Annotated in this window: 13 protein-coding genes; 3 read left to right on the top strand and 10 right to left on the bottom strand. The window is 68.0% G+C overall.

Annotation, left to right across the window (positions count from 1 at the left end; translation table 11 throughout):
* Positions 1–33: 33 nt before the first annotated feature.
* Positions 34–1089 (top strand): bifunctional DNA-binding transcriptional regulator/O6-methylguanine-DNA methyltransferase Ada, encoded by a 1056-nt coding sequence (gene ada, locus EP26_RS04320; RefSeq protein ID WP_043336498.1) that lies wholly within the window; start codon positions 34–36, stop codon positions 1087–1089.
* Here ada and dnaE read toward each other — a convergent pair.
* Positions 1086–4541 carry a DNA polymerase III subunit alpha gene (gene dnaE, locus EP26_RS04315; protein ID WP_043336256.1) on the bottom strand — a complete coding sequence of 1152 codons (3456 nt, stop codon included), beginning with the start codon at positions 4539–4541 and terminating at the stop codon, positions 1086–1088. The two genes, ada and dnaE, sit on opposite strands and share 4 nt — an antisense overlap.
* A 47-nt stretch (positions 4542–4588) precedes the next feature.
* On the opposite strand from dnaE, the gene EP26_RS04310 reads away from it, so the two are divergent.
* Positions 4589–5491, top strand: coding sequence for a DMT family transporter (locus EP26_RS04310; protein WP_169747361.1), 903 nt, complete (start codon positions 4589–4591; stop codon positions 5489–5491).
* A 52-nt stretch (positions 5492–5543) separates the two neighbouring features.
* Positions 5544–5948, top strand: coding sequence for a hypothetical protein (locus tag EP26_RS04305; RefSeq protein WP_052388782.1), 405 nt, complete (start codon positions 5544–5546; stop codon positions 5946–5948).
* Between the two features lie 4 nt (positions 5949–5952).
* On the opposite strand, the gene EP26_RS04300 is transcribed toward EP26_RS04305, so the two are convergent.
* The 9 genes from EP26_RS04300 to nuoL all read right to left on the bottom strand — a co-directional run bounded on the left by EP26_RS04300 (position 5953) and on the right by nuoL (position 17303).
* Positions 5953–6633 carry an ABC transporter ATP-binding protein gene (locus EP26_RS04300; protein WP_043336251.1) on the bottom strand — a complete coding sequence of 227 codons (681 nt, stop codon included), beginning with the start codon at positions 6631–6633 and terminating at the stop codon, positions 5953–5955.
* Positions 6626–7882 (bottom strand): lipoprotein-releasing ABC transporter permease subunit, encoded by a 1257-nt coding sequence (locus tag EP26_RS04295; protein WP_043336249.1) that lies wholly within the window; start codon positions 7880–7882, stop codon positions 6626–6628. The genes EP26_RS04300 and EP26_RS04295 overlap by 8 nt, the downstream gene beginning before the upstream one ends.
* Before the next feature lie 2 nt (positions 7883–7884).
* Positions 7885–9192, bottom strand: a complete 1308-nt coding sequence (proS, locus tag EP26_RS04290; RefSeq protein WP_043336247.1) for a proline--tRNA ligase — start codon at positions 9190–9192, stop codon at positions 7885–7887.
* A gap of 403 nt (positions 9193–9595) precedes the next feature.
* A complete protein-coding gene (locus EP26_RS04285; protein ID WP_043336245.1) occupies positions 9596–9856 on the bottom strand; it encodes a DUF1467 family protein in 261 nt (86 codons plus the stop codon).
* A gap of 11 nt (positions 9857–9867) precedes the next feature.
* Positions 9868–11538: a ribonuclease J gene (locus EP26_RS04280; protein ID WP_052388781.1), complete on the bottom strand. Its 1671-nt coding sequence runs from the start codon at positions 11536–11538 to the stop codon at positions 9868–9870.
* A 111-nt stretch (positions 11539–11649) separates the two neighbouring features.
* On the bottom strand, positions 11650–12375 hold the full coding sequence (locus EP26_RS04275) for a biotin--[acetyl-CoA-carboxylase] ligase (RefSeq protein WP_043336243.1): 726 nt from the start codon (positions 12373–12375) through the stop codon (positions 11650–11652).
* The gene (nuoN, locus tag EP26_RS04270; protein ID WP_043336241.1) at positions 12375–13796 is read right to left on the bottom strand and encodes an NADH-quinone oxidoreductase subunit NuoN; all 1422 of its coding nucleotides are present in this window, start codon (positions 13794–13796) and stop codon (positions 12375–12377) included. The genes EP26_RS04275 and nuoN overlap by 1 nt, the downstream gene beginning before the upstream one ends.
* A gap of 4 nt (positions 13797–13800) precedes the next feature.
* The gene (locus EP26_RS04265) at positions 13801–15312 is read right to left on the bottom strand and encodes an NADH-quinone oxidoreductase subunit M (protein ID WP_043336238.1); all 1512 of its coding nucleotides are present in this window, start codon (positions 15310–15312) and stop codon (positions 13801–13803) included.
* A 2-nt stretch (positions 15313–15314) separates the two neighbouring features.
* Positions 15315–17303: an NADH-quinone oxidoreductase subunit L gene (gene nuoL / locus EP26_RS04260; protein ID WP_043336235.1), complete on the bottom strand. Its 1989-nt coding sequence runs from the start codon at positions 17301–17303 to the stop codon at positions 15315–15317.
* Between the last annotated feature and the right edge of the window lie 2 nt (positions 17304–17305).

Raw genomic sequence — 17305 nt, 5'->3', positions numbered from 1 at the left:
CCTGATGCCAGCAGCGACGACGAGGACCGACCGATGCTCGACCAGGATGCCCTGCGCTGGGAAGCCCTTCTGGCCCGTGACCCGGCGCCCGATTGCGGCGCTTTCCTCTACGCCGTCACCACCCAAGGGGTCTATTGCCGGCCCGGCTGCCCCTCACGCCCGCCGCTCCAGCAGAATGTGCGCTTCTATGCCGACGCGCCGGCGGCGGAGGCGGATGGCTTCCGCGCCTGCAAGCGCTGCGACCCGAAGGGTGAGCGGGCCGCCATCCATGCCGCGGCCATCCGCGCCGCCTGCGACCTGATCGAGGCGAGCGAGGCAACGCCCTCGCTGGTGACGCTCGCCGACCGAGCCGGCTATGCGCGGCACCATTTCCTTCGGCTGTTCAAGGAGATCACCGGCGTGACGCCGCATTCCTTTGCCGCTTCGGTCAGGGCGCGGCGGTTGCAGGCCTCGCTGGCGGCGGGCGACCGGGTGGCGGAGGCCGTCGCCGGCGCCGGCTATGGCAGCGAGAGTCGGGTCTATGGGGCGCCGGGGCGGGTGCTGGGGATGACGCCGGGTGCCGCGCGGCGCGGCGGCGAAGGCGAGACGATCCGCATCGCCACCGCGACGAGCGCACTCGGGCCGCTGATGGTCGGGGCGACAGAGAGCGGCGTCTGCTTCATTGGCTTCGCCGAGGATTTCGACGCGCTGGAGGGGGATGTGCGGCAACGTTTCCCCAGGGCGCGGATCGAGCCGGCGCCGGAGGCGCTGGCGGAGACGGTGCGGCAGGTGGTGGAGTTCCTCAAGGAGCCGAAGGCCGCCCTCGCCCTGCCGCTCGACCTGCGGGGTACCGCCTTCCAGCGTCGGGTCTGGGAGGCCTTGCAGACCATCCCCTTCGGCGAGACGCGGACCTATGGGCAGATGGCCGTTGCCATCGGCGCACCGCGGGCGATCCGCGCGGTGGCGCGGGCCTGCGCACAGAACCATGTCTCGCTAGCGGTGCCTTGCCACCGCGTGGTGGGGGCGGATGGCGACCTCACCGGCTATCGCTGGGGCGTGCCGCGGAAGCGGGCGCTGCTGGCGAAAGAGCGAGCGGGGGCGAAGGGCTAGACGGCTTCGACATCCGCGACGCCGGGCAGAACCTTCATCGCCTGCATCAGCCGGGGCGAGACGTTGAACTTGCCCGGCAGGGCGAGTTCCACCTCCTGCCCCTCGCCGGTGCGGGCGACGACGACGACGCGGCCGCGGCCCCTGCCCTCGCGCTCCAGCAGGGTGCGGATCGGGTCGACGGCGGCGGGGCCTTCCAGCCAGAGGCGAATGCCCTGGCCGACGCCCTGGCTGGCCTTCTCCAGGCTCTCCACCTCGCTCGCCGTGAGGCGCAGCGCGTCGTTGTCGAGGCGCGCTTCGGCCTTGACCAGCAACGCATTGCCCTCGGTCAGCAGGTCACGGACGCGGTTCAACACCTCGCTGAACAGCGTCACCTCGAAGCTGCCGGTCTGGTCGGAGAGGGTCAGCCAGCACATGCGGCTGCCGGTGCGAGTCGGCCGCTCCTTGGTGGCGACGACGGTGCCGGCCAGGGTCAGCTTGGCGGAGCCGCCCTTGGCACGGTCGGCGACCGCGACGAAGGGCGTGGCGCCGAGGCGACGCAGCACCTCCCTGTAGGTGTCCAGCGGATGGGCGGAGAGGTGGAAGCCAACTGCCTCCGCCTCATAGGAGAGCTTCTCGAGCTGCGGCCAGTCGGGGATGTCCTTGAGGCGCAGCGGCACGGGGCCGCCGCTGCTGCCGAACATGTCGGCCGTCGGGTCCTCGCGGCGCTCGGCGGCTTCCTGGGCGGCGCGCAGCACCACCTCGGCACCGGCGACGAGCCGAGCGCGGTTGCGCTCCATCGCGTCGAAGGCGCCGGCCTTGGCCAGGTTCTCAATCTGCATCTTGTTGAGCAGCTTCGGGTCAACGCGATGGGCGAAGTCGGCGACCGAGGCGAAGGGGCCGGATGCATCGCGGGCCGCAACCAGCGCCTGCATCGCCGCCGCGCCAACGCGCTTCACCGCCGCGAGTGCGAAGCGGATGGCCGGCTTGCCGTCCTCCTGCTGCTCCACGAGGAAGAACGCGCCGGAGCGATTGATGTCGGGCGGCAGCACGGGGATGCCAAGGCGCGAGCATTCCTGCATGTGCCCGGCCAGCTTCTCCGTCTTGTCGAGGTCGAGCGTCATGGAGGCGGCGAGGAAGGCGACGGTGTGGTTCGCCTTCAGCCAGGCGGTCTGGTAGCTGACGAGAGCGTATGCAGCAGCGTGCGACTTGTTGAAGCCGTATTCCGCGAACTTCGCCATCATGTCGAAGATCTCGGTCGCCTTGGCCGGCTCGATGCCGTTCTTGACCGCGCCCTCGGTGAAGATGGCGCGCTGCTGCTCCATCTCCTTAGCGATCTTCTTTCCCATGGCGCGGCGCAGCAGGTCGGCGCCGCCGAGCGAATAGCCCGCCAGCTCCTGGCTGATCTGCATCACCTGCTCCTGGTAGACCATGATGCCAAAGGTCTCCTCCAGGATGGGGTGGATCTTCGGGTGCGGGCTCTCCCAGGGCTCGCCGGCCTTGCGCTGGCAATAGGCGGGGATGTTCGCCATCGGACCAGGGCGATAGAGCGAGACGGCAGCGACCAGATCCTCGAAGCGGTCGACCCGCATCTGCCGGAGGCAGTCCCGCATGCCCTGGCCTTCGAACTGGAACACCCCTGCGGCATCGCCCTTCCGCAGCATCTCGAAGGTCTTGGCATCGTCGAGCGGGATGGCGCTGATGTCGATCTCGACCCCCTGCCCCTTCAGGATCTCCAGCGCCTGCTCGATGACGGTCAGCGTCTTCAGGCCGAGGAAGTCGAACTTCACCAGGCTCGCCTGCTCAACATACTTCATCGAGTACTGGGTGATGAGCATGTCGCTGCGCGGGTCGCGGTAGAGGGGGACGATGTCGATCAGCGGCTTTCGGCCGATGACGACGCCAGCCGCGTGCGTCGAGGCGTTGCGGTAGAGGCCCTCCAGCTGGTTGGCGATCTCGAGCAGGCGCGCCACCTGCTCATCAGCGTCGCGCATCTGCTGCAGCCGCGGTTCGCCGTCGATGGCCTGGGCGAGCGTCACCGGCTTCGCCGGGTTGAAGGGGATCAGCGAGGCAATGCGGTCCACCTGGCCATAGGGCATGCCGAGGACGCGGCCGACATCGCGCACGGCCGCCTTCGCCTGAAGCTTGCCGAAGGTGATGATCTGCGCGACCCGGTCCTCGCCATATTCGCGGCGGACATAGGCGATGACTTCATCGCGCCGGTCCTGGCAGAAGTCGATGTCGAAATCCGGCATCGAGACGCGCTCGGGGTTGAGGAAGCGCTCGAAGAGCAGGCCGAAGCGGAGCGGATCGAGATCGGTGATCTGCAAGGCCCAGGCGGCGACGGAGCCGGCGCCCGAGCCGCGGCCGGGACCGACCGGGATCGGCGGGGTCTGCGCCTTCGCCCATTGGATGAAGTCGGCGACGATGAGGAAGTAGCCGGCAAAGCCCATGCTCTCGATGACACCGAGCTCGTAGTCCAGACGCGTCGTGTAGACCGGGCGCTTGTCGCCCTCGATGCCGGCCGCGTCGAGCCGGGCGACGAGGCCGCGATGGGCCATGTCGCGCACCGTCTCCGCCTCGGTCATGCCGGGCTGGACCTTGGGGCAAATCGGCAGTTCCGGCTTCTTCGTCTCCGCCATCACCGCGCAGCGGCGGGCGATGGCGAGGGTGTTGTCGCAGGCATCCGGCAGGTCGGCGAAAAGCGCGCGCATGGCGGCGGCCGGCTTGAACCAGTGCTCGGGCGTGACGCGGCGGCGGTCCTTCTCGGCCAGCACGCGGCTCTCGGCGATGCAGAGCAAGGCGTCATGCGCCTCGTACATCGCGGGCACGGCGAAGTAGACGTCGTTGGCGGCGACGATGGGCAGCGCCAGCTCATCGGCCAGGGCCAGCAGGGCGGGCTCGATCGCCTTCTCCACCTCGAGCCCATGGCGATGCAGCTCCACTGCCAGCCGGTCGGGGAAGGTGGCGGCGAGGCGGCGGAGCAGCTCCTCGGCGGGCTCGCGGCGGCCTTCCGCAAGGAGGCGGCTGACCGGGCCGAGCGTGCCGCCGGTCAGGAGGAAGATGCCCTCGGCATGCTCCTCCAGCGTCGCGTAGGAAAGGCAGGGCTTGCCCGAGGCATCGGAGCCAAGGAAGGAGCGCGAGGAAAGGCGCTGGAGGTTGTCGTAGCCCCGGGCGTTCATCGCCAAGGCGACGATCGGGTCGGGCGGCAGGCGCTCCGCCTCGGGGCGTGGGTCGGAGGCGGCGCGGGAGAGCCAGAGCTGGCAGCCCATGATCGGCTGGATGCCCTTGCCCTGGCAGCTCTGCGCGAATTCCAGCGCGCCGAAGAGGTTGGCCGAATCGGTGAGCGCCACCGCCGGCATCCCCGCATCCTTGGCGAGCGCGGCGAGCTTCTCCGCCTTGATGGCGCCTTCCGAGAGCGAATAGCTCGAATGGACGTGGAGATGGACGAAGCCGGCGGTCGAGTCGTCGCGCATGCCTCGGAGACTAGCACGATGCCGCCAGCCCCGGCATGCTTCGCGGGATGCCGAAACAACCAAGCCGCGCCGTGGTCGCCGCCGGCGTCCTCTCCATGATCATGTTCAGCGCCAATTTCGCCGCCTCCGGCCATGCGCTGGCGGCGGGGCTCTCGGTGGCGGACTTGGTGCTGATCCGCTATGGCGTGGCTGGGCCGCTCTTCCTTCTGCTGCTGCTGCGGATCGGGCTCGGCGGGCTCGCCTGGTGGCGGGCCGTGGTGCTGGCCGCGCTCGGCGGGGCGCCGTATTTCCTGCTGACGGCGGTGGCGCTGCGCTTCGCGCCGGCGGTGCATGCCTCCATCCTCAATCCGGGCGGGACGATGGTCTTCGCCCCGCTGCTCGCCTGGTGGCTGCTGCGGACGCCGCCGGAGACGGGCGTGCGGATCGGGCTGCCAGTGATCGCGGCGGGGCTGCTGCTGATCGGCGGGGCGGGGCTCGGCGAGGGCGGCGGCCGGGCCTGGATCGGCGACCTGATGGTGCTGGCGAGCGGCTTCAACTGGGCGCTCTACGGCGTGTTGATGCGGCGCTGGGACGTCAGCGGCCTGCGCACGGCGGCGATCATCGGCGCCTTCTCGCTGGCCTGGGTGCCGGTGCACCTGCTGCTCTTCGGCGTCGAGGGCGTCGCCGCGCATCCCGTCGAGGCGCTGTGGCAAGCCGCCTATCAAGGGCTGATCGCGGGCGGGCTCGCCATCGTGCTCTACAGCCGGGCTGTGGTGGCGATGGGGCCGGCGCGGGCGGCGCTGCTGCCGCCCCTGGTGCCGGCGCTCGGCGTGCTCTGGGCCTGGCTGCTGCTCGGCGAGCATGTCACGCCGATGCAAATCGCCGGCATGGTGACGGTCATCGCCGGGATGCTCTGCGGCGCGCTCTGGCCGCGCGACAGACGCGACAAACAAGCGGCGCCGGCGGGATGATCGAGCGACGTGGTGTTGGCACATCCCCGCGCTTGAATAGGAGGAAACGCCAATGTCCCGCCTGCCCGCCCTCTTCCTCTTCGCTGCCGGCTGCTGCCTCGTGGTCGGCACCGGCCTCGGCATCGCCATGGGGATGGCGCATGACTTCCATCTGGCGCCGGTGCATGCGCATCTCAACCTGGTCGGCTGGACGACGCTGGCGCTGATGGGGCTGACTTACCGGGCCTGGCCGCAGCTGGCCGAGGCGCGGGTGCTGGCGCCGCTGCAATTCACACTCTCGGCCGGCTCGGCGGTTGCCTTCCCGGCGGGCATCTATGTCTCGATCGAGCATGAGGCACCGGGCCTCGCCATCGGTGCGGCGCTGGTCTTCCTCGCCGGCGCCCTGCTCTTCCTGGCGCGCCTGTTGCCGCTGGTGCTGGCTCGGCGGCCGGCGATGGCGCTGGCCGCCGCGGAGTAGCGGCTCAGCCGGGGACGATGCGGCCGTCGCGCAGCGTCACCACCCGGTCCATCCGCGCCGCGAGCGCCGGATTGTGAGTGGCGATCAGGGCCGCGACGCCCTGGCCGCGCACGGCCGCAAGCAGCTCGCCGAAGACGAGGTCGGAGGTGGCGGTATCGAGATTGCCCGTGGGCTCGTCGGCCAGCAGCACTTTCGGCGCATTGGCGAGCGCTCGGGCGATGGCGACGCGCTGCTGCTCGCCGCCGGACAGCCGGCCAGGACGGTGATGCTCCCGCCCCTTGAGGCCGAAGCTCGCCAGCAACTGCCGTGCGCGCTCCTGCGCCGCGGCGCGCGGGGTGCGGTTCGCCATCTGCGGCAGCACCACATTCTCCTCGGCGGTGAACTCCGGCAGCAGATGGTGGAACTGGTAGACGAAGCCGATCTCGGTGCGGCGGATCGCGGTGCGGGCATCGTCGGATAGCGTGCCGGCGGCGCGGCCGGCGACGAAGACCTCGCCGGCATCCGGCCGCTCCAACAGCCCGGCCAGGTGCAGCAGCGTGGACTTTCCGGTGCCGGAAGGGGCAACGAGCGCCACGATCTCGCCGGCGGCGAGGGTGAGCTCGGCGCCGTTCAGCACCGGCAGCTCGCCCGCCTCGGTGCGGAAGCGGCGGGCGACGGAATCGAGTCGGAGCGGCGCGTCACTCATTGCGCAGCGCCTCCACCGGGTCGAGCCGCGCCGCGCGCCAGCTCGGATAGACCGTCGCCAGCAGCGAGAGGCCGAGGCCCATCAGCACCACCTGCACCACCTCGTTCGGGTCCACCACGGCCGGGAGTTGGGAGAGGAAGTAGACCTCCGGGCTGAACAGCTCCGTCCCGGTGAGGGATTGCAGCGCCTCGCGGATGCTCTCGATGTTCAGGCAGAAGACGAGGCCGATGCCGAAGCCAATCATCGTGCCCATGACGCCGACCGAGGCGCCGCAGAGCAGGAAGATGCGGAGGATGGCCCCGCTCGTCGCCCCCATGGTGCGGAGGATGGCGATGTCCCGTCCCTTGTCCTTCACCAGCATGATGAGCGAGCTGACGATGTTGAAGGCGGCGACGATGATGATAAGCGTCAGGATGAGGAACATCACGTTCCGCTCGACCTGGACGGCGTTGAAGAAGCTGCTATTGGAATCCTGCCAGTCGATGATCCGGACGGGCCGGTCCTGGCCCAGCGCGCGGCGGATCTCGAGATTGGCGCTGCGGACGCGCGTCGGGTCGTCGACGAAAACTTCGATCTGCGTGGCCGCATTGCCGGTCTGGAAGAAGAGCTGGGCGGCCTGCATCGGCAGGTAGACGAAGCTGGTGTCGTACTCGTTCATGCCGATGTTGAAGAGCGCCACCACACGGTAGGCGCGGACCCGCGGCAGGGTGCCGAGCACGGTGGTGCGGCCTTGGGGGGAAACCAGCGTGACCCGGTCGCCGAGGCCGACGCGGAGCTTGCTGGCGAGGCCGGTGCCGATGACGATGCTGTCCTCGCCGCCGAACTCCGCCAGCGATCCGCGACGGATATTGTTGGCGACAATCGCCTTGGCGCGCAGGTCCTCCGGGGTGATTCCCCGTGCGAGGCCGCCCGAGGCGCCGCCCTGCTCGCTGGTCAGCAACACCTGCCCCTCGATGATCGGCGTCGCGGCGGTGATGCCCTGGATGCGGCGGATGGCCTCGGTCAGCGGGTCGTAGTCGCGCAGGTTGCCGCCATCGGCGGAGTAGACGCCCAAATGGCCGTTGAGGCCGAGGATGCGTCCGAGCAGTTCCTGGCGGAAGCCGTTCATCACGCTCATCACGATGATCAGCGTGGCGACGCCGAGGGCGATGCCGACCAGGGAGAAGATGGCGATGACGGAGACGAAGCGCTCGCCCTTCCGGGCGCGCAGGTAGCGGAAGGCGACGGCGCGCTCGAAAGCGTTGAACATGCTCAGGCCTTGATGCGGGTGATCGCATCCTCCAGGGACAATTCCAGCCGTTCGCCCGTGACCCGGCGCTTCAGTTCGACCTTGCCGGCGGCGGCGCCGCGCGGGCCGACGATCGCTTGCCACGGGTAGCCCATGAGATCGGCGTCGGCGAACTTCACGCCGGCGCGCTCGGATCGGTCGTCATAGATGGCGTCGGGGGCGAATGCGGCATAGAGCTGGTCGCAGAGGGCATCGGTCGCGGCGTCGCCCTGCTTGAGGTTCAGCACGGCGAGGCGGAAGGGCGCCACCGCATCCGGCCAGATGATGCCGGTCTCGTCATGGCTGGCCTCGATGATGGCGCCGACCAGGCGGGAGACGCCGATGCCGTAGCTTCCCATCTCCGGCGTCACCGGCTTGCCGTCCGGGCCCTGGACCTGGAGGCCCATCGCGGCGCTGTACTTGGTGCCGAAGTAGAAGATGTGGCCGATCTCGATGCCGCGCGCCGAGACCTGGCGCTCGGCGGGGATGGCGTTCCAGGCGGCCTCGTCGTGCTTCTCATCGGTCGCGGCGTAGCGGCTGGTCCAGAAGTCGACGATGGGAGAGAGATCGCCTTCATAATCCGGCGCCTGGCCGAGGACGTCGAAATCGAGCAGGTCGCGGTGGAGATAGACCTGGCTCTCGCCGGTCTCGGCGAGGATCAGGAATTCATGGGAGAGGTTGCCGCCGATCGGGCCGGTATCGGCCTGCATCGGGATGGCCTTCAACCCCATGCGGGCGAAGGTGCGCAGATAGGCGACGAACATCTGGCGGTAGCTGCGCTGCGCACCGGCATAGTCGAGGTCGAAGCTGTAGGCGTCCTTCATCAAGAATTCGCGGCCGCGCATGACGCCGAAGCGGGGGCGCACCTCGTCCCGGAACTTCCACTGAATGTGGTAGAGGTTGCGCGGCAGGTCGCGGTAGCTCTTCGCATAGGTGCGGAAGATCTCCGTCACCATCTCCTCGTTGGTCGGGCCGTAGAGCATCTCCCGGTCGTGGCGGTCCTTGAGGCGCAGCATCTCCGGCCCATAGGCGTCGTAGCGGCCGGACTGGCGCCAGAGATCGGCGGTCTGGATGGTCGGCATCAGGATTTCCTGGGCGCCGGCGCGGTCCTGCTCCTCGCGGACGATCTGCTCGACCTTCTGCAGCACCCGCCAGCCGAGCGGCAGCCAGGCATAAATTCCGGCACTGGTCTGCCGGACCATGCCCGCGCGCAGCATCAGCCGGTGCGAGGCGATCTGCGCATCGGCCGGGGTTTCCTTGAGGGTCGGCAGAAAGGCGCGGGACAGGCGCAAGGCGGGCTCCAGGGGCTTGATCGGCGGCGGAGACTAGTGGGGCGGGGCCTACTCCGCCAGTGGTCCGGCGTCATGCCGCTTTGCAGCAATTTTCTTTCGATGTTGCGGTGCGACACGAACAATCCAGAAAGAAAGTTGTGCTTTGCCTTTAGTTTTGTCTTGCGGCGCCGCTGCCGCTGCTATAGACGAAAAAAGGGCCGCACCCATTGGGTACGGCCCGAGTTTAGGGAGGAAACGCCAGTCACACGGCAGAAAGAGGACCAACCCTCTTCCTGTCAGTATGTTGGCGCGGGGGACCAACGCGGCACAATGCCAATCGGTGCCGCGAAAGCTGAAAAAAACGGCTCCTAGACACGAAACGCAAAAATAAGAAGCGACACTGGCCCAAATGCCTCAAAGTCGCCTATTTATCAGGCATTGCCCACCAACCGCTGCGGAAGCTCATTATGTCGCTTGTGATGAGCGCATAGGCACCAAGCCAGAAAACAACCGAGACCAATGTGGTGATCAGCACCTTCCGCCAGATTCGCGGGTTGGCCGGAGTGCCGCGCCAGCCGCTCTCGGCATCGCCCTCCGCCACCGGCTGGGTGCCGATGGGGAGGACGGCGAAGAGCACCACCCACCAGATCAGGACATAAACGGCAATCCCGCTGACCCAGCCCATGGGTTCGGCCCTCACACCCGCAGCAGGTGGATTTCGACATTCGGGCGCTTGCGCACCCGTCGGCCGATCGCCTTGCGCAGGGCGCTGCGGGCGGCCTCGCGCAGGGCATCGTCCTCGCGCTTGAGCTGCATCGGCAGGTCGGTCACCGCCCGGGCCAGCTCGGCGGCGATCTGCACCGCATCATGGTCGCCGCTCTCGAACAGGCCGGGGGCCGAAACCTGCGGCGTCCCGAGCACCCGTCCGCCGCCATCGACCGCCAGCGAGGCGACGACGACGCCGTTGAAGAGCATCCGCTTGCGTGCCGCCAGCACGCCGCCGGAGAGCGGCAGCAGGCGGCCATTATCGACGGCGAGGCGGCCGGTCGGTACGCCCTCCACCACATCCGGCCGGCCGGGCGAGAGGCGGAGGACATCGCCATCCTCGACGAGGATGGGGTTGGCGCCGAGGTCCCGCGCGAGGGCGGCATGTTCGGACAGGTGGCGCCACTCGCCATGCACCGGCACGGCGTAGCGCGGCTTCACCAGGGCGTAGAGGCGCCGCAGCTCGTCGCGCGCAGGGTGGCCGGAGACATGGACCATATGGTCATCCGCCGTCATGACCCGGCAGCCGCGGCGGGCGAGCTGGTCCTGCATCTGCAGGATGCCGCGCTCGTTGCCAGGGATCATGCGGGAGGAGAAGATCACCGTATCCCCCTCTCCCAGCGCGATCGCCGGGTGGGTATCGGCGCCGATCTTGGCCAGGGCCGAGCGGGGCTCGCCCTGGCTGCCGGTGCAGATGATCAGGAGGTTGTCGTCCGGGATGTAGCCGGCCTCGTCCTCCGGGACGAAAGGCTCGACGGTTTTCAGGTAGCCGCATTCCCGCGCTGCCGCCTCGGCATTGCGCAAAGACCGGCCGAACAGCGCCACCTGCCGCCCGGCGGCTTGGGCGGCGAGCGAGATGCTCTCAACCCGCGCGAGGTTGGTGGCGAAACAGGTGACGGCAACGCGGCCGCGGAGGCCGCGGATCAGTGCCTCCATGGTCCGCCGCACCTCGGCCTCGGAGCCGCTATGGCCTTCGACCAGGGCATTGGTCGAATCGCAGACCATGGCGAGCACACCCTCCTCGCCGAGGCGGGCGAAGCCGGCCTCGTCGGTCGGCGGGCCCAGCAGCGGCTCGGGGTCCAGCTTCCAGTCGCCGGTATGGAGGACGAGGCCGTGCCGGGTGCGGATGGCAACGGCCTGGGACTCCGGGACGGAGTGCGAGACGCGGAGGAATTCGAGGTCGAAAGGCTTCAGTTCGACCCGGCCGCTGAGCGGCAGGGTTGTGACCCGTGCCTCGCTGCCGAGCCCGGCCTCGTTCAGCTTCCGCCGCAGCACGGCCGAGGCGAAGGGGCCGGCATAGAGCGGGCACCGCAGCATCGGCCAGAGATGCGCGACGGCGCCGATATGGTCCTCATGCGCATGGGTGATGACCATGCCGACCAGCCGGTCCCGCCGCTCCGCCAGCCAGGCGGGGTCGGGGACCATGACCTCGACCTCCGGCATCTCCGGCCCGCCGAAGCCGATACCGCAATCGATCGCCAGCAGCCTTCCGTCGCACCGATAGACGTTGAGGTTCATGCCGATCTCGCCGGTGCCACCCAGCGGTATGAAGGCGAAGTCGTCGTTCGCGTCAGGGAGGGCCGAAGCCTGGAAATCGTTCATCACCACCTTCTAGGGCAATGCGGCATGCAGCGCGCGCCCTTAGCCTTTCATGCCATCGCGATCCCGTGGGCGATCCCGCTCGGTGCTTGAGAGATGGGAGCCGAAGGGCATTCAGCCAAGCCGGTGGATTTCACCGCTGCGAATGGAATGGAGTGCGCCGTCGCGCTCCAACAGAAGGGCGCCATCCTCGGCGAGGCCAGCGAAAAGTCCTCCCTCGACCGGCCCCTCGCGCAAAGTAATCGGCGTCCCGGGCGGCGGGCCGAGCGCCAGCCAGGCGACACGGATGGGGCCGAAGCCCTCGACGGCATGGCGGTGGGCCCAATGATCCAGTCGGCCGATCAGCCGGGCGGCGAAGGTGTCCGGTGGCTCGGCGGCGCCGAGGCAGGTGGTCCGGTGGTCCGGCAAGGCGGGGGCGTGGGCGAGGTTCACCCCGATGCCGAGGCTCAGCCAGGCGAGCCGCCCCTCCGGATCGAGAGCCGATTCGGCGAGGATGCCGGCGCATTTGGCGCCATGGCGAAGCAGGTCATTCGGCCATTTCAGGCGAAGTGCGGCAGGCTCCGGGTCGATCTCGGCCGCCGCCTCGGCCAGGGCAACGCCGGCGAGGAGGGACCATTGCGCCGCCTCGCGCGCCGGCCCGCCCGGGCGCAGCAGCATCGAGCAGTAGAGGTTGCCGGGAGGCGAGGACCAGGCACGGCCGGAACGGCCACGTCCGGCAGTCTGCTCTAGGGCAAGCACGGCAAGGCCGGCCGGCTCGCCCGCCTCCGCCGCGGCTGCGATGCGGTCCGAGGTGCTTGGCAGGGCCGCATGCACCTCGAGCCGCCAGCCCGGAGGCAGCATCACCCCAGCAGCGCGGCGGCGGCAGCCTGGGCCGCTGCCAGCATCGGGGCCGGCCAGAGGCAGAAGAGGAGGGTGAAGAGGCCGGTGCCCGCCATGACGATGGTCAGGCTGGCCGGGGCGCGGTCGAGCGCACCCACCGCCTGGTCGAAATACATCACCTTTACGATCCGGAGGTAGTAGTAGGCCGACACCACGCTGGTCAGCACGCCAATGACGGCAAGCGTCCAGTAGCCGCCCTGCACCGCTGCAAGGAAGACATAAAGCTTGCCGAAGAAGCCGGCTAGCGGAGGGATGCCGGCCATGGAGAACATGAAGACCGCCATCCAGAGCGCCATCGTCGGATCGGTGCGGCCAAGGCCGGCTAAATCCTCGACGCGCTCCACCGCCCTGCCCTGCCGCCGCATGGCGACCAGCACGGCGAAGCTGCCCATGTTCATGAAGACATAGATCGCCATGTAAACCAGCAAGCCACGCAGCCCGATGTCGCTGCCGACCGCGAGGCCCATCAGCGCATAGCCAACATGGCCGATGGAGGAATAGGCCATCAGCCGCTTGAGGTTGGTCTGGCCGATGGCGGCGAAACTGCCGAGGATCATGGAACCGATGGAAACCAGCAGGATGACCTGCTGCCACTGCGCGGCGAGGTCACCGAAGGGGCCGAGCAGCACGCGTGCGAGCAGCGCGATGGCGGCGACCTTGGGCGCGGAGGCGAAATAGGCCGTCACCGGCGTCGGCGCGCCCTCATAGACATCGGGCGTCCACATATGGAAGGGCACGGCCGAGACCTTGAAGGCGAGGCCGGCGATGACGAAGACCACGCCGACCACGACGCCTGCCGAGCCGCTCTGCGTCGTCGAGAAGGCATCCGCCAGCCGGTCGAAGTTCGTGGTGCCGGCGAAGCCGTAGACCAGCGAGCTGCCATAGAGCAGCAGGCCCGAGGCGAGTGCGCCGAGCACGAAATACTTGAGGCCGGCTTCCGCCGAGCGGGCATTGTCGCGGTTGAAGGCGGCGATGACGTAGAGCGGCAGCGAGAGCAGCTCGAGACCCAGGTAAAGCGCCATCAGGTCGTTCGCCGAGATCATCACCATGGCGCCGAGGCTGGCGAAGACGACGAGGACCGGGAACTCGAAACGGGCCAGCCCTTCCTTCTCATTGAAGTCGAGGGAGACCAGCAGGGAGACTGCCGCAGCGCCGAGCGAAAGGATTTTCATGAAGCTGCTGAAGCTGTCGGCGACATAATGGCCGCCGAGCGCTGTCCCCTCGCCCTGGCCGAGCACCAGAACGGCGGTGAGAAGCAGCGCGCCGATGGCGCCCATGGTGATGGGGAAAAAGGTCTCCGTCTTCGGGATCACACCGGCCAGCAGCAGCACGAGGCCACTGCAGCCGAGCACGAGTTCCGGCAGGGCAAGGATCCAGGACATCGGCTTACATTCCCGCCAGACGGCTGATGTTCAGCGCGGCTTCGTGTCGCGCGACCAGCGCGGCGACGCTGGCCTCGAAGAAGGAGAGGAAAGGCTGCGGATAGATGCCCATCCAGAGCGTGAGCGCGATCAGCGGCGCGAAGACGACATACTCGCGCGGGCTGAGGTCGAGCAGCGCCTTCAGATCCTCGCGCGTGATCTTCCCGAAGGAGACGCGGCGGTAGAGGTAGAGCATATAGGCCGCGCCGAGGATCATGCCGAGCGCTGCGCCGAGGGCGACCCAGGGGTTCACCCGCCAGGCTCCGACGATCACCAGGAACTCGCCGACGAAATTGGCCAGACCCGGCAGGCCGATCGAGGCCATGGTGAAGAGCATGAAGACCAGCGCATAGGCCGGCATGATCTTGGCGACGCCGCCATAACGCAGGATCTCGCGGCTGTGGACGCGGTCGTAGAGCACGCCGACGCAAAGGAAGAGCGCGCCGGAGACGACGCCATGGGCGAGCATGGTGAAGAGCGCGCCCGACAATCCCTGCTGGTTGAAGGTGAAGATGCCGATCGTGACGATGCCCATATGGGCGACCGAGCTGTAGGCGATCAGTTTCTTCATGTCCTCCTGCGCCAGCGCCACGAGCGAGGTGTAGACCACGGCGATGACGGAAAGGGCGAATATCAGCGGCGCGAAGGTCGCGCTCGCCTCCGGCAGCAGCGGAAGTGTGAAGCGCAGGAAACCATAGGCCCCCATCTTCAGCAGCACGCCGGCGAGGATGACGGAGCCCGCGGTCGGCGCCTCCACATGCGCGTCCGGCAGCCAGGTATGCACCGGCCACATCGGCACCTTCACCGCGAAGCTGGCGAAGAAGGCGAAGAAGATCCAGGTCTGGGCCGCACGTGGCACCTGGTACTGGAACAGTGCCGGGATGTCAGTCGTACCGGCATTGTACCAGAGATACAGGATCGCCAGCAGCATCAGCACGCTGCCGAGCAGCGTGTAGAGGAAGAACTTGAAGGCCGCGTAGACCCGCCGCGCGCCGCCCCAGACGCCGATGATCAGGAACATCGGGATCAGCACGGCCTCGAAGAAGACGTAGAAGACGATGAAGTCGAGGGCGCAGAACATGCCGACCATCATCGTCTCAAGGACGAGGAAGGCGACCATGTACTCGCGCACGCGCGACGTCACCGACTCCCAGGAGGCGAGGATGCAAAGCGGCGTCAGCGCCGTCGAGAGCAGGACGAAGAGCACCGAGATGCCGTCCACACCCATATGGTAGCCGACGCCGAATTCCGGCAGCCATTCCAGCTTCTCCTCAAACTGGAAAGCCGCGGAGGCGGTGTCGAAGCGGGCCCAGAGGATGAGGCTGAGCAGGAAGACGATCAGGCTGGTCCAGAGTGCGGTCCAGCGGGCATTGCGGGCGATGACCTCGTCATCGCCGCGCACGGACATGATGATGGCCACCCCCGCCAGCGGCAGGAAGGTCAGGAGCGAGAGCAGCGGGAAGCCGGCGGCGTTCATACTCAGCGCCCGATCAGGAAGAGGGTGACGAAGAGGACGAGGCCGATGATCATGGCGAAGGCGTAGTTCGCCACGCGCCCAGTCTGGATGCGGACCGCGCCGCGCGACCCGGCGACGGCGAGGCTCGCCGCACCGTTCGGCATGCCGTCGATGATCTGCGCATCGCCGGTCTTCCAGAGCCGCATCGCCAGGCGACGCGCCGGCCGGACGAAAAGGAAGTCGTAGAGCTCGTCGAAATACCACTTCTTCAGCAGGAAGCCGTAAAGGCCGCCAGGGTTCGGCTCGGTCTGCTGCTCGGCGCCCTCCTGCGGGATAAGCGGCAGGCGGCGAACGAGCTGCGGCCGGGCGCTGAACATCTGCGCCAGCCGCGTCGGCAGGCCCGGCATCGCCATGTACATCAGGTAGGCCAGCGCGATGCCGGCGATGCCCATGACGGTCGGCGCCAGCGGCACCCATTCCGGCACCTCGTGCATCGCGTGCATGATGTGGTTGTGCTCGCCGTTGAAGATCGCGCCATGCCAGAACGCATGCTCGTGCTCGCCGATGAAGAAGGGCGCGAAAATGGCGCCGGTGAGGATGGCACCGGCCGCGAGGACCAGCAGCGGGATCAGCATCACCGCCGGGCTCTCATGCACATGCTCCATGGTGTGGTGATCCGCCCGCGGCTTGCCGTGGAAGGTGAGGATCAGCAGGCGCCAGGAGTAGAAGGCGGTGAGGAAGGCGGCCAGCATGCCACAAACGAAGGCATAGATGCCGACGCCGCTATGCGCCGCGTAGGCCGCCTCGAGGATGGCATCCTTCGAATAATAGCCCGCGAAGAAGGGGATTCCGGCCAGCGCCAGGTTACCGACCCACATCACCGCATAAGTGACCGGGATCTTGGTCCAGATGCCCCCCATCCGGCGGATGTCCTGCTCGTCGGACATGGCATGGATCACGCTGCCGGCGCCGAGAAAGAGCAGGGCTTTGAAGAAGGCGTGGGTGAAGAGGTGAAAGACCGAGACCTGGTAGGCGCCCACGCCGACCGCGAAGAACATGTAGCCGAGCTGCGAGCAGGTGGAGTAGGCGATGATGCGCTTGATGTCGTTCTGCACGCAGCCGATCGTGGCAGCGAAGAGCGCCGTCGAGGCGCCGACCACGGTGACGATGGCGAGCGCCGTCGGAGCGTACTCCATCACCGGCGACATGCGCGCCATGAGGAAGACGCCGGCCGTCACCATCGTCGCCGCATGGATGAGGGCAGAGACGGGCGTCGGCCCCTCCATCGCATCCGGCAGCCAGGTATGGAGGCCGAGTTGCGCCGACTTGCCGCAGGCGCCGAGGAAGAGCAGCACGCCGATCAGCTCGATCGAGGGCAGGCCGCCGAAGCGGTCATTCGCATGCGCCGCGACCGAGGAGAAAATCGTGTCGAACTCGATGCTGCCGAAGGTGTAAAAGGTCAGCGCCAAGCCGAGCATGAAGAAGACGTCGCCGACACGGTTGACGATGAAGGCCTTCATCGCCGCGCGGTTGGCGCTCTCACGGTCGTACCAGTAGCCGATCAGCAGGTAGGAGGCGAGGCCAACGCCCTCCCAGCCGAAGAAGAGCTGCGCCAGGTTGTCCGCCGTCACCAGCATCAGCATCATGAAGGTGAAGAGGCTGAGATAGGCGAAGAAGCGCGTCGGCGTCGCGTCATGCGACATGTAGCCGACCGAGTAGAGATGGATCAGCGTCGAGATGAAGGTGACCATGGCCACCATCATCACGCTCAGCGTGTCGTAGCGGAGCGCCCAGGACACTTCGAGCCCGCCGACATCCATCCAGGTCAGCAGTGGCACCGTCGTGGGCTGGCTGTCGAAGGCCACCTGGCCGAAGGCGAGGCTGCCGCAGACGGCGGCAAGCGCCATGCAGATGACCGTCGCCCATTGCGCCGGCTTGTCGCCGAGCCAGCGGCCGAGGAAGCCGCTGAGGCAGGACCCCAGCAGGGGAAAGAAGATCGCGCCGACGAACATGG

Source organism: Belnapia moabensis DSM 16746, assembly GCF_000745835.1.
Taxonomy (GTDB): domain Bacteria; phylum Pseudomonadota; class Alphaproteobacteria; order Acetobacterales; family Acetobacteraceae; genus Belnapia; species Belnapia moabensis.
This window is presented reverse-complemented; position numbering and strand designations above follow the sequence as displayed.

Coding starts and splice junctions, on each gene's coding strand:
- ada (WP_043336498.1), top strand. CDS start 34: ATGCTCGACCAGGATGCCCTGCGCTGGGAAGCCCTTCTGGCCCGTGAC.
- dnaE (WP_043336256.1), bottom strand. CDS start 4,541: ATGCGCGACGACTCGACCGCCGGCTTCGTCCATCTCCACGTCCATTCG.
- EP26_RS04310 (WP_169747361.1), top strand. CDS start 4,589: ATGCCGAAACAACCAAGCCGCGCCGTGGTCGCCGCCGGCGTCCTCTCC.
- EP26_RS04305 (WP_052388782.1), top strand. CDS start 5,544: ATGTCCCGCCTGCCCGCCCTCTTCCTCTTCGCTGCCGGCTGCTGCCTC.
- EP26_RS04300 (WP_043336251.1), bottom strand. CDS start 6,633: ATGAGTGACGCGCCGCTCCGACTCGATTCCGTCGCCCGCCGCTTCCGC.
- EP26_RS04295 (WP_043336249.1), bottom strand. CDS start 7,882: ATGTTCAACGCTTTCGAGCGCGCCGTCGCCTTCCGCTACCTGCGCGCC.
- EP26_RS04285 (WP_043336245.1), bottom strand. CDS start 9,856: ATGGGCTGGGTCAGCGGGATTGCCGTTTATGTCCTGATCTGGTGGGTG.
- EP26_RS04280 (WP_052388781.1), bottom strand. CDS start 11,538: ATGAACGATTTCCAGGCTTCGGCCCTCCCTGACGCGAACGACGACTTC.
- EP26_RS04275 (WP_043336243.1), bottom strand. CDS start 12,375: ATGCTGCCTCCGGGCTGGCGGCTCGAGGTGCATGCGGCCCTGCCAAGC.
- nuoN (WP_043336241.1), bottom strand. CDS start 13,796: ATGTCCTGGATCCTTGCCCTGCCGGAACTCGTGCTCGGCTGCAGTGGC.
- EP26_RS04265 (WP_043336238.1), bottom strand. CDS start 15,312: ATGAACGCCGCCGGCTTCCCGCTGCTCTCGCTCCTGACCTTCCTGCCG.
- nuoL (WP_043336235.1), bottom strand. CDS start 17,303: ATGTTCGTCGGCGCGATCTTCTTTCCCCTGCTGGGGTCCTGCCTCAGC.